Origin of the sequence: Actinomycetospora callitridis (genome assembly GCF_028737265.1) — a bacterium.
Lineage (GTDB): Bacteria > Actinomycetota > Actinomycetes > Mycobacteriales > Pseudonocardiaceae > Actinomycetospora > Actinomycetospora callitridis.
On sequence record NZ_JAQZAK010000017.1, the window covers coordinates 40,316 to 51,956 of the forward strand.

Here is an 11,641-nt window from a genome sequence, read left to right on the forward strand (position 1 = left end):
GCCCCCATCGTCCGGGGCCGCCCCCGGCGCGTTCACCGGCCCCCTCCCCGGGGCCCGTCCCGTCGCGCCGGGCGGTCGGTCGCGGCGGCGCGCGGCAGGCTCGGCTCGGGCAGCCGCAGGGCCCGGGCGAGACGCCCCTGGCCGTGGGCGCGCAGGGCGGCGGCCGCCTCGGGCTCGTGGCGGGCGAAGTTCGCGAGCAGGCCGCCGGAGAGCAGGGCGAGCGCCAGCGACGTGCCGCCCGAGGACACCAGGGGCAGCGGGATGCCGGTGACCGGCAGCAGCCCGACGACGTAGCCGATGTTGATGCAGGCCTGGGCCACCAGCCAGACGGTGAGCGTCGAGGCGACGACGCGGATCCACGGGTCGACGCTGCGGGCGGCGATCCGCAGCCCGACGTAGGCGAGCGTGACGAACAGGGCGATCACCGAGCCCGCCCCGACGAACCCCAGCTCCTCGCCGATGATCGCGAAGATGAAGTCGTTGTCGGCGTTGGGCAGGTAGTCCCACTTCGCCCGCCCCTGGCCCAGGCCCGCGCCGAACAGGCCGCCGTCGGCGAGCGAGTACAGCGCCTGGCGCGCCTGGTAGGCCGGTCCGAGCGGATCGGCCGTGTCCGGGTTGAGGAACGCGGTGATCCGGCTCTGCCGGTAGGTGGCGACGACGCCGAGCACCACCGAGGCCACGACGCCGCTCGAGACGATGAACGCCATCAGGCCCAGCGGCGCGCAGGCGAACCACAGCAGGGCGAACACGATGATCATCAGCGAGATCGTGGTGCCGAGGTCGGGCTGGAGGAGCACGAGCACGAGCACGAGCAGCGACACCGGCAGCAGTGGCATCAGCGCGGCGCGCCAGGTCCGCGGGTGCGGGCGGTGGCGGACGAGGACGTGCGCGCCCCAGAGCGCCAGCGCGATCTTCGTGAGCTCCGAGGGCTGCAGCGACAGCCCCGCGACGCGGAACCAGCTGCGCGAGCCGTTGACCATGGCGCCGAGCCCCGGCACCAGCACGAGCACCAGCAGCACCAGGCAGCCCGCGAGCAGCCAGGGGCTCGCCGCCCGCAGGCGCCGGGGCGGGACGCGCACGCCGACCCAGAACAGGACGAGCCCGATCATGGCGAACACGGATTGCCGGAAGAACACGCCGTAGGACGAGCCGCCCGCGGCGTACGCCGACACCGCGGACGCCGACAGCACCATGACCAGGCCGAGGGCGGTGAGCAGCCCGAACACCGCGAGCACGAGGTGCAGGGAGGTCAGCGGGCGTTCGAGCCACTGGTGCAGGGCCGCCCGGGCCTGGGCCAGGACGCCCGGACGGGCCGGGCGCTGCCGTGGCCGCCGGGCCGGCGCGCTCACGCTGCGCCGCCGGGCCTGCTCACGGTCTCGGGGGCGGGATCCGGGTCGGGGGGCGACGCCGCCCCGTGCGGGCCCACCCCGCCGGCGACGCTGCGCGCGGCGGCGGCGAACGCGTCGCCCCGCGCCGCGTAGTCGCGGAACATGTCCATGGAGGCCGCCGCGGGCGCGAGCAGCACGGTGTCGCCGGGCCCGGCCAGGGTGGCGGCGGCCCGCGCCGCCCTGGTCATCCCGCGCATGCCCGCGTCGGGGTCCTGCCGGTCGTCGCTCACCGGCCCATCGTCACCCCCGCCCACGTCGAGGACGGGGACCTCGGGGGCGTGTCGCGTCAGCGCGGCGTGGACGCGGTCCCGGTCGCGACCCAGGACGACGGCGCCGGCGAGCCGGTCGCGGTGGGCGACGACGAGCTCGCCGACGTCGGCACCCTTGAGCAGGCCGCCCGCCACCCAGACGACGCGGGGGTGCGCGGCGAGGGACGCGGCGGCGGCGTGCGGGTTGGTGGCCTTGGAGTCGTCGACCCACCGGACCCCGCCGGCCTCGGCCACCACGGCCCCGCGGTGCGGGCCGGGGGCCACCGCGCGCAGACCGGCGGCCACCGCCTCGGGCGCCACCCCGTGGGCGCGGGCCAGGGCGGCCGCGGCCAGGGCGTTCAGCTCCCCGGGCGGGCCGGGCGGGGCGACGTCGGCGACCGGCGCGAGCGGCACGGCCTCGGCCTCGCCCTCGGACTCGGACTCGGCCTCGGCAGCACCGAACGCGCGGTCCACGAGGTGCCCGTCGACGATCCCCAGCTCGCCCGGGCCGGGCTCGCCCCGGGTGAACCCGACGTGGCGCGGGGCCGGCGCGGCGATCAGCAGCGCGGCGGCCTCGCGGTCGTCGAGGCCCGCGACCGCGACGTCACCGCGCAGCACCCGGGCCTTCGCGGCGCCGTAGGCGGCCATCGAGCCGTGCCAGTCGAGGTGGTCCTCGGCGAGGTTGAGCACCGCCCCGGCGAAGGGGCGCACCGACGGCGACCACTCGAGCTGGAAGCTGGACAGCTCCACCGCCAGCACCCGGTGGCCCGCCCGCAGCGCGTCGACGACGGGCAGGCCGATGTTGCCGCAGGCGACGGTGTCCTCCCCCGCCGCGCGCAGGATCGCCTCGAGCATCGTCGTGGTGGTGGTCTTGCCGTTGGTGCCGGTGACCGCGAGCCAGCGCGGTGGGCCGACCGGGCAGATCGCCGGCTCGTCACCGAGCCACCAGGCGAGCTCCGGCTCGCCGACCATCGGCACCGACGCCGCGCGGGCCGCCAGCGCCAGCGGCGAGTCGGTGCGGAAGCCGGGGCTGGTCACCACGAGGTCGCACCCCTTGGGCAGCGCCGCGAGCTCCTGGGTGCGGGCCACCGGGCGGCCGCCGAGCAGGTCCAGCTGGGCCTGGTCGCCGTCCGCGACCGTCACCCGGGCCCCGAGGTGCAGCAGCACGTCGACGACGGAGACCCCGGTGCGCCGGGCCCCGGCGACGAGCACGTGCCGGTCACGCCACTCAGCCACCCGACGCGGCCAGCCATTCGCTGTAGAAGAGCCCCAGCCCCAGCGCGCAGCAGATCGCCGCGAGCAGCCAGAACCGGATGATCACCGTGGTCTCGGCCCAGCCCGCGAGCTCGAAGTGGTGGTGGAACGGAGCCATGCGGAACGGTCGCCGTCGCGTCGTCCGGAAGACCGCGACCTGCAGCACCACCGACAGCGCCTCGACGACGAAGACGCCGCCCAGGACGACGAGCAGCAGCTCGGTGCGGGTCACCATCGACAGGCCGGCGAACAGCCCGCCGAGCGCCAACGAGCCCGTGTCCCCCATGAAGATGCGGGCCGGCGCCGCGTTCCACCACAGGAAGCCGATGCACGCGCCCATCGCCGCGGCCGCCACGAGCGTCACGTCCAGCGGATCCCGTACCTGGTAACAGCCGGCCTCGATCTGCATCCCGCAGGCGTTGCGGAACTGCCAGAACGACACGATCAGATAGGTGGCCAGCACCATCGCCGACGTGCCGGCGGCGAGGCCGTCGAGCCCGTCGGTGAGGTTCACGGCGTTCGACCACGCCGTCACCACGAGGTAGCAGAAGACGACGAACCCGACCGCGCCGAGGCTGACCACCGCGATGTCGCGGACGAACGACAGGTTCGGCGACGCGGGCGTCAGCCCCTGTTCGTCCGGGAACTGCAGCGCGAGCACGCCGAACAGCACCGCGGTGACGAGCTGGCCGACCAGTTTCGCGGTCTTGTTCAGGCCCAGGTTGCGCTGCCGTCGGATCTTGATGAAGTCGTCGAGGAAGCCGACGACACCCAACGACGTCATGAGCATCAGCACGAGCAGGCCGGACGCCGAGATCGCGACGTCGCCGACCAGGTGGGCGACGAGGTAGCCCGCCCACACCGCCACCAGGATCGCGACGCCACCCATCGTCGGGGTGCCGCGCTTGCCGCGGTGGCTCTGCGGCCCTTCCTCGCGGATCTCCTGTCCGAACCCCTGCTTGATGAACAGCCGGATCACGTACGGGGTCAGCAGGATCGACACGGCCAGCGCGACCCCCGCCGCGACCAGCACGCCCCTCATCGGGCTCCTCTCCCGTTCACCAGCGCGTCCGCGACCCGCTCGAGTCCCGCCGAGCGGGAGGCCTTCACCAGGACGACGTCGCCCGGGGCGACGCCGGCGCTGATCATGTCGGCCGCCGCCGCGGCGTCGGGCACCAGGTGGGAGTCGACGCCCCCGGCCGTCGCGGCCTCGTGCAGCGCGGCCACCGGGCCGTCGCCCCCGACCACGACGAGCCGCTGTACGCCCGTGCGGGCGACCTCGCGGCCGAGCTCCGTGTGCGCCTGCGGGGCGTCGTCGCCGAGCTCGGCCATGACGCCGAGCACGGCGGTGTGGCGCCCGCCCATCGCGGCGAGCGTCGCCAGCGCGGCACGCATCGACTCGGGGTTGGCGTTGTAGGCGTCGTTGAGCACGCGGACGCCGTCGGGGCGCTCGGTGAGCTCCATGCGCCAGCGCGAGCGGGGCGCCGCGGTGGCGAGGCGCGCGGCGACGGTGTCGAGGTCCAGGCCGGACTCGAGCGCCACGGCCGCCGCGGCCAGGGCGTTGTCGACGTGGTGGGCGCCGTGCAGCCCGAGGGTCACCGGCGTCTCGCCCGCGGGCGTGACCAGCCGGAACGTCGCGCGCCCGGCGTCGTCGAGGCGCTCGTCGACCGCCCGGACCGTCGCCGCGGGCGCCCGGCCGGTGTGGACGACGCGGGCCGCGGTGCGCTGCGTCATGGCCGCCACCACCGGGTCGTCGGCGCCGAGGACGGCGACGCCGCCGTCCTGAGCAGCCGGCAGGGCCTCGACCAGCTCCCCCTTGGCCTGCGCGATCGCCTCCCGCGAGCCGAACTCGCCGAGGTGGGCCGAGCCGACGTTGAGGACGACGCCGATCCGCGGCGGCGCGACCCGGCACAGGGCCGCGACGTGGCCGGGCCCGCGGGCGGAGAGCTCGAGGACGAGGTGGCGGGTCCCGGGGGTGGCGCGCAGCGCGGTCCAGGGGTGGCCCAGCTCGTTGTTGAACGAGCCGGGCGGGGCGACGGTCGGGCCCCCCTTCCCGTCCGGCCCGGCTTCCAGTAGGTGCGCGGTGAGGTCCTTGGTCGACGTCTTGCCCGACGAGCCCGTGATGCCGACGACGGAGAGGCCGCCCGCGACGAGGGTGTCGACGACGTGGCGCGCCAGCGCGGCCAGCGCCGCCAGGACCCCGGCCCCGGCGCCGTCGGCGTCCGCGGCGAGCACGTAGGAGCTGGAGATCCCCGACACCGGCGGCACGATCACGGCCGGCGCGTCCACCTCGCGGGCCGCCAGCACCCCGGCGGCGCCCGCGGCCGTCGCGGCGTCGACGAAGTCGTGCCCGTCGACCCGCTCGCCGGGCAGGGCGACGAACAGGCCGCCCGGGGTCACGGCGCGGCTGTCGAACTCGACGGAGCCGGTGATCCGCTCGTCGCCCGACGCACGGTGCAGGCGGCCGCCGGTGACGCGGGCGACGTCGGCGAGGGTCAGCTCGATCACCGGTGACCGCCCTGGGTCCGCACGAGCGCCCGCTCCAGCTCGTCGACGTCGGAGAACGGGAGCTTCTCGGCCCCGACCTGCTGGCCGGTCTCGTGGCCCTTGCCGGCGACCACGACGACGTCGCCCGGGCGCGCCTCGGCCACGGCCGCGGCGATGGCGGCGCGGCGGTCGCCGATCTCGTCGACCAGGGCGCCGGGCACCTCGCGGGCGCCGTCGAGCACGGCGGCACGGATCGCGGCCGGGTCCTCGGTGCGCGGGTTGTCATCGGTGACCCAGAGGTGGTCGGAGAGCTGGGCGCCCAGCCGGCCCATCACCGGGCGCTTGGCGCGGTCGCGGTCACCGCCGCAGCCCAGGACGGTGAGCACGCGCCCGCCGGTCTCGGCGGCCTGGGCGCGCAGCGTCTCGAGCAGGGCGCCGACCGCGGCCGGCTTGTGGGCGTAGTCGACGACGGCGAGGAACGGCTGGCCGGCCTCGACGCGCTGCATGCGTCCGGGCACCCGGACCTGGGCGAGCCCGCGGGCGAGCACGGCGGGGTCCTGGCCCGCGGCGTGCCCGCAGGCGAGGGCGAGCAGTGCGTTGGTGACGTTGAAGGCGCCGGGCAGGCGCAGGGTGACCGGCAGCGCGAGCCCGTCCGGGCCGTGCGCGGTGAACCGCTGCGTGCCGTCCGGCAGGGCGACGACGTCGGTGGCGTGCCAGTCGGCCTCGGGGGTGCCGACGGTGACCGTCTTCTTCTCCCCGGCGCCCTCGCGGACCAGGCGCAGCCCCCACGCCGAGTCGATGCAGACCACCTCGGCCGCGGAGCGCCCGTCGAACAGGCGCGCCTTGGCCGCGAAGTAGTCCTCCATGTCGGCGTGGAAGTCGAGGTGCTCCGCCGAGAGGTTGGTGAACGCGCCGACCGCGAACCGGGTGCCGCCGACGCGGCCGAGGCTCAGCGCGTGGCTGGAGACCTCCATGGCGACGTGCGTGGCGCCCTCGTCGACCATCGTCGCGAGCAGGGCCTGCAGGTCGGGCGCCTCGGGCGTCGTGAAGGCACTGGGCAGCCGGCGCCCGCCCAGGCGGGTCTCGACGGTGCCGATCAGCCCGGTGCTTTCCCCGGCCGCCGCGAGCGCCGCCTCGAGCAGGTAGACGGTCGTCGTCTTGCCGCTGGTGCCGGTCACGCCGAGCACGTCGAGGCGCGTCGACGGGTCGCCGTAGATCCGTGCCGCGGCGGGCCCGATCGCGGCACGGGGGTCGGGGTGCACGAGGACGGGCACGGCGGCCTCGAGGGCGGCCTCGCGGAGCGTCGGGCGGGCGGCCCCGTCGGCGTCGGTGAGCACGGCCGCGGCGCCGCGGGCCAGCGCGTCGCCCGCGAAGTCGGCGCCGTGCGCACGGCTGCCGGGCAGGGCCGCGAACAGGTCGCCGGGGCGTACCTCGTGGGCGCGCAGCGTGGCCCCGGTGAGCCGGGCGTCGGCGTCGCCGACGATCTCCACGGAGCCGGTCTCCCGCAGCCGGGCGACCACCTCGGTGACCGTCACGGGCGTGACGCGCAGGGGTCGCAGAGGGCCGTGGTCGGGGCCCGCGGCGGCCGCTCCGGCGGTGCCGTCACCACCCCGCCCCGGACCGGGTCCGGGGGCGTCATCGGTGGTTCTCGGCGGTGCGGCGGGCACGATGGCGAAGGCTACTCACCGTCTCCGCCGTCCCTCCGCAGGCCCTGTGGCCTGCAGCGGGAGTCACGGAAGCATCACGGCAGCGTGAGAGGCACCTGGCGCGGCGGCGCGGTGGACACCGGCACGGCCCCGTGCTGGGCGAGGTAGGCGCCGATGTCGTGGAACAGCGGCGCGGCCGAGTCGCCGCCCGGCGGGCGGTCGAGCATCAGCGCGACGACGTAACGGGGGTCCTGGGCCGGGAACATGCCGGCGAAGGTGATCCAGTAGTTCGACTGGGAGTAGCAGCCACAGCCCGGGTCGACCTGCTGCGCCGTCCCCGTCTTGCCGGCGACCGGATAGCCCGGGATCGCCGCCTGCGGCCCCGTGCCGCGGTTGCCGCCGCGGCCGTCCTGGGTCACCGACTGCAGCATGTCGCGCATCGTCCGCGCGGTCTCCGGGCTCATCGCCCGCACGCCCCCGGGCGTCGGCGACGGGGTGCGGACGCCGTCGGCGCCGACCTCGGCCTCCACCACCCGCGGCGGCACGCGCACGCCGTCGTTGGCGACGGCCTGGTACATGCTCGCCATCTGCAGGGTGGTCATCGAGAGGCCCTGGCCGATGGGCAGGTTGCCGAAGGTGCTGCCCGACCAGTCCTCGCGGGCCGGCACCGAGCCGGGGCTCTCGCCCGGGAGCTCGATGCCCGTCCGGGTGCCGATGCCGAGCGACTCGAGCATCGACGCGAACCGGTCGGGGCCCACGCGCTGGGCCGTCATCAGCGTGCCGACGTTCGAGGAGCGCCCGAGCACGCCGTTGAGCGTGAGGTTGATCGTGCCGTGGGACCAGGCGTCGCTGATCGTGCGGTCGGCGACGCGGATGCTGCCCGGGACCTGGAGGACGTCCTCGGGCCGGGCGACGCCGGCCTCGAGGGCCGCAGCCATCGTCACGAGTTTGTTGACCGAGCCCGGCTCGAACGGCGACGTCACCGACGGGTTGCTCAGCTGGGCCCCGGGCGCGCCCGGGGAGGCGGGGTTGAACGACCCGGAGTTGGCCATCGAGAGCACCTGGCCGGTGTGCGCGTCGAGGACGACGGCGCTGCCGTTGCGGGCGCCGACGCGGGCCGTGTACTCCCGCAGGCGCTGCTCGACCGCGTACTGCAGGTCGGTGTCGAGGGTGAGGACGATGTCGCGGCCCGCCTGCGCGGGCTGCTCGGCGCGCGTGGTGCCGGGGATGACGGCGTCGCTGCCCTCCGCGGTGTCGACGACGCGGTAGCCGTCCTGACCGGCGAGGGTGGTGTCGAGCGCGCTCTCCAGCCCGATCGATCCGCGGATCTTCTGGCGGTCCATGTTCCAGGCGGCGCTGCCGACGACGGTCGCGGCGACGTCACCCGCGGGGTACTGCCGCGACTCGCGGTCCTCCTCGGCGATCTCGGGGAACTCCTCGCGCACCTGGCGCGCGGCCCCGGGGTCGACCAGCGGGGCGAGCACGACGTAGCTGCGGTCCGAGGTGAGCGACGCGAAGATCGGGCCGGGGTCGAGGCCGAGGATGCGCCCGATGCCGACGGCGATCGCGGACTTGCGCTGGTCCGGAGTCGGCGAGCCCGGCCGGCTGCGGATCGCGGGGTCGTTCCAGTCCTCGGTGATGCGCCGGGGGTTCGCGACGAGCGCCTTGGCCTCGACGCTGAACGCGAGCGGGGTGCCGTAGCGGTCGAGGATCGCGCCGCGCTCGGCGGGCACCACCAGCTTCGTCGTGCGCTGGCGGGCGGCGTCCTCCGACAGCTCCCCCGCGCGCAGGCCCTGGACCTCGATGAGCTTGAGGGTGCAGAGCAGGAGCACCGCCACGAGGATCACGCGACCGACCCGCAGGCGACGCCGCGGGTCCGGCGGCCGTGGGGCCGGGCGACGGCGGGGCTGGCGCGGCGGGGGCGGCGGCGGTGACGGGCGACGGCCACCGGGGCCCCGCACGCCCGGGCCGCGCGCCGGCGGCCGACTCAGGGTGGCCCGGCTCGGGGTGGCCCTGCCCATGGTGGCGGAGCCGCGCGGCATCAGGGTGCCGCCGGCGAGGCGTCGTCGGCGGCGGCCGCGGAGTCGGGGGTGGTCTCGGAGTTCGCCGGGTCCGGGGTGGTGTCCGGGGTCGCGGCCGGGACCGCGACCAGCTGGTCCTCCGCCGCGGCGGCGCCGGCCGGTGCCGGGGCGGGCTGCCCGTCGACGGCGGCCTGGGCGCCGTTGTCCTGCGCGCCTGCGGGCGGGGTGGCGGGCACGGCGACCGGCGGCGGGGCCAGTGGCTGGGCGGGCTTCGGGTCCCCGACGACCTGCGACGACCCGTCGGGCGCGATCACCAGCACCGCGGGTTCCCCCGCCGGCACCATGCCCTGGGCCCGGGCGGCGGCGGCCAGCGCGGGCGCCGACTGCGCGGCCTCGACGTCGCGGTGCAGGCGCTCGCTCTGCTCGGAGAGGTCGCGGGCCACCTGGCGGGCCTCGTCGAGCCGGTACGAGTCGGCGGCGGCCGCCGTCGAGAGCCACAGCGTCGCGACCAGTCCCCCGGTGAGCAGCACCATGATGAGGAGGACGAACGGGGCGGTGCCGGAGGCGCGCGTGTCCGTCGTCCGGGTGGCGGGCTTCGGCGCCGGGCGTGTCGAAGCCGCGGGACGGCGCGTGCCGGTGTCCCGCGACGCGGGCCGGGTGCTCGTCGTGCCCGGGCGGGGGCCGGTCAGGGTCCCGGTGCTCATGCGGCCTCCCGAATACGTTGCGCGGCACGCAGCCGCACCGACGCCGCCCGTGGGTTCGCGGCGATCTCGTCCTCATCGGCCCGTTCCGCGCCGCGGGTCAGCAGGCGCAGCTCGGGCTCGTCCTCCGGCCGGACGATGGGCATGTCCGGTGGGGCCTTGGTGCGCGAGTGCTCGGCGAGCACGCGCTTGACGATCCGGTCCTCGAGGGACTGGTAGGACATGACGACCACCCGGCCGTCGACGGCCAGCGCGCGGACCGCGGCCGGGATCGCGCCGGCGACGGCGTCCAGCTCGCCGTTGACCTCCACCCGCAGCGCCTGGAACGTGCGCTTGGCGGGGTTCCCGCCGGTGCGGCGGGCGGCGGCCGGGATGGCCTCGTCGAGGAGGGCGACGAGCTCCGCGCTGGTCCGCAACGGAGCCCGCCGCCGGGCGCGCACGACGGCCTCGACGATGCGCCGGGCCGATCGCTCCTCTCCGTACTCGTGCAGCACGCGCACCAGGTCACCGGGCGCGTAGGTGTTGAGGACGTCGGCCGCGGTCGGGCCGGTCGTCGGGTCCATCCGCATGTCCAGCGGCGCGTCGCGGGCGTAGGAGAACCCGCGCTCGTCCTCGTCGAGCTGCATCGAGGACACGCCGAGGTCGAACAGCACGCCTTGGACGCCGTCGAACCCCAGGGCGTCGAGGACCTCGGGGATCGCGTCGAAGACGGCGTGGACGAAGTGGGTGCGGTCGGCGTAGTCGCTCAGCCGTTCAGAAGCGAGCCGCAACGCCGATCGGTCGCGGTCAACACCTACAAGAGTGAGTCTCGAGTGCCGAGAAAGCAGCGCGGCGGAGTGGCCGGCAGCCCCCAGGGTGGCGTCGACGAGCACGGCGTCGCGGTCGGCGAGGGCCGGCTCGAAGAGCGAGACGATGCGGTCGAGCAGGACGGGGACGTGACGGGCGGGCGCGAACTGCGGCTCCTGCCCCTCGTCGTCCACCGAACGCCCCCCACCGACTCGTCGTCCCGGGCCGCACGGCCCGGTCGTCTGCTGCTGCGGCCGGATGCCGTCACGTCCCGGCCCGCAGATCGACGGACCTGGCGCCGGGGAAGGTGCGCCAGGGCCGTCGCCCTGCGGACCGGGGCCTCACGGCACCCGACCCGGCGCCCCTCGAGGGCGCCACGTGTTCGCTTGTCGGTGCGGTCGGCGTCAGAAGACGCCGGGCAGCACTTCCTGCTGGGCCTGCGCGTAGCCGGCTTCGTGCTCGTCCTGGTACCGCGCCCACGCCGCGCTGTCCCAGATCTCGAGACGGTTGACCGCCCCGATGACCGTGCAGTCGCGGTCGAGCCCGGCGTAGCGCCGGAGCTCGGCCGTGATCGGGATACGACCCTGGGAGTCGGGGCGCTGCTCGTCGGTGCCGGCGAACAGGTAGCGCTGGTACGCGCGCACCCGCTCGTCGGTGAACGGCGCCTCGGCCACCTTGCGGGCCATCTGCTCGAACTCGTCACGGGGGAACACGTAGAGGCAGTGGTCCTGACCCTTCGTGATCATCAGCCCCCCTGCGAGCTCGTCCCGGAACCTCGCGGGCAGGGTCAACCTGCCCTTGTCGTCCAATCTCGGGGTGTGGGTGCCGAGGAACACGGCGCCCACCTCCCTGGCGAGGCCCGTCCGCCCCACTGCTCACCACCATACCCCACCATCCCCCACGACCAAACCATCCTGAGGACCTCGTGATCCCCCATCGGGGTGTTCTGCCTGCTCAGAGCCCGTGGGGCGATGTGGGGGGCGCGAGCGCGACCCTGGCGCCTCCGGGCCCCGCGAGCCCGTCGACACGCCGTTCCGGGGTGCGACGGGGGCGGTCTGAGCAGGGGATGCGGCGCCCCGGCCTGCCGGTGGGGCGGGGTGGGGGGCGGGG

At 75.9% G+C, this 11,641-nt stretch carries 9 protein-coding genes; all 9 read right to left on the reverse strand.

What is annotated here, in order from left to right; translation table 11 throughout:
* Positions 1 to 32 precede the first annotated feature (32 nt).
* The 9 genes from ftsW to mraZ all read right to left on the reverse strand — a co-directional run bounded on the left by ftsW (position 33) and on the right by mraZ (position 11,367).
* A complete protein-coding gene (ftsW, locus tag PH191_RS29455) occupies positions 33 to 1,349 on the reverse strand; it encodes a putative lipid II flippase FtsW (protein ID WP_274198190.1) in 1,317 nt (438 codons plus the stop codon).
* On the reverse strand, positions 1,346 to 2,872 hold the full coding sequence (gene murD, locus PH191_RS29460) for a UDP-N-acetylmuramoyl-L-alanine--D-glutamate ligase (protein WP_274198191.1): 1,527 nt from the start codon (positions 2,870 to 2,872) through the stop codon (positions 1,346 to 1,348). Before murD ends, ftsW begins: the two co-directional genes overlap by 4 nt.
* Positions 2,865 to 3,932, reverse strand: a complete 1,068-nt coding sequence (gene mraY, locus PH191_RS29465; protein ID WP_274190174.1) for a phospho-N-acetylmuramoyl-pentapeptide-transferase — start codon at positions 3,930 to 3,932, stop codon at positions 2,865 to 2,867. Before mraY ends, murD begins: the two co-directional genes overlap by 8 nt.
* Positions 3,929 to 5,398: a UDP-N-acetylmuramoyl-tripeptide--D-alanyl-D-alanine ligase gene (locus tag PH191_RS29470; protein ID WP_274198192.1), complete on the reverse strand. Its 1,470-nt coding sequence runs from the start codon at positions 5,396 to 5,398 to the stop codon at positions 3,929 to 3,931. Before PH191_RS29470 ends, mraY begins: the two co-directional genes overlap by 4 nt.
* Positions 5,395 to 6,912 carry a UDP-N-acetylmuramoyl-L-alanyl-D-glutamate--2,6-diaminopimelate ligase gene (locus PH191_RS29475; protein ID WP_420791866.1) on the reverse strand — a complete coding sequence of 506 codons (1,518 nt, stop codon included), beginning with the start codon at positions 6,910 to 6,912 and terminating at the stop codon, positions 5,395 to 5,397. The genes PH191_RS29470 and PH191_RS29475 overlap by 4 nt, the downstream gene beginning before the upstream one ends.
* A gap of 206 nt (positions 6,913 to 7,118) precedes the next feature.
* Entirely contained in the window at positions 7,119 to 8,870 is a 1,752-nt protein-coding gene (locus PH191_RS29480; RefSeq protein WP_274198193.1) for a peptidoglycan D,D-transpeptidase FtsI family protein, read from the reverse strand.
* Between the two features lie 194 nt (positions 8,871 to 9,064).
* Positions 9,065 to 9,748: a cell division protein FtsL gene (gene ftsL / locus PH191_RS29485; protein WP_274198194.1), complete on the reverse strand. Its 684-nt coding sequence runs from the start codon at positions 9,746 to 9,748 to the stop codon at positions 9,065 to 9,067.
* Positions 9,745 to 10,725, reverse strand: coding sequence for a 16S rRNA (cytosine(1402)-N(4))-methyltransferase RsmH (rsmH, locus tag PH191_RS29490; RefSeq protein ID WP_274198195.1), 981 nt, complete (start codon positions 10,723 to 10,725; stop codon positions 9,745 to 9,747). Before rsmH ends, ftsL begins: the two co-directional genes overlap by 4 nt.
* A gap of 210 nt (positions 10,726 to 10,935) precedes the next feature.
* Positions 10,936 to 11,367 (reverse strand): division/cell wall cluster transcriptional repressor MraZ, encoded by a 432-nt coding sequence (mraZ, locus tag PH191_RS29495; protein WP_274190179.1) that lies wholly within the window; start codon positions 11,365 to 11,367, stop codon positions 10,936 to 10,938.
* Positions 11,368 to 11,641: the final 274 nt, after the last annotated feature.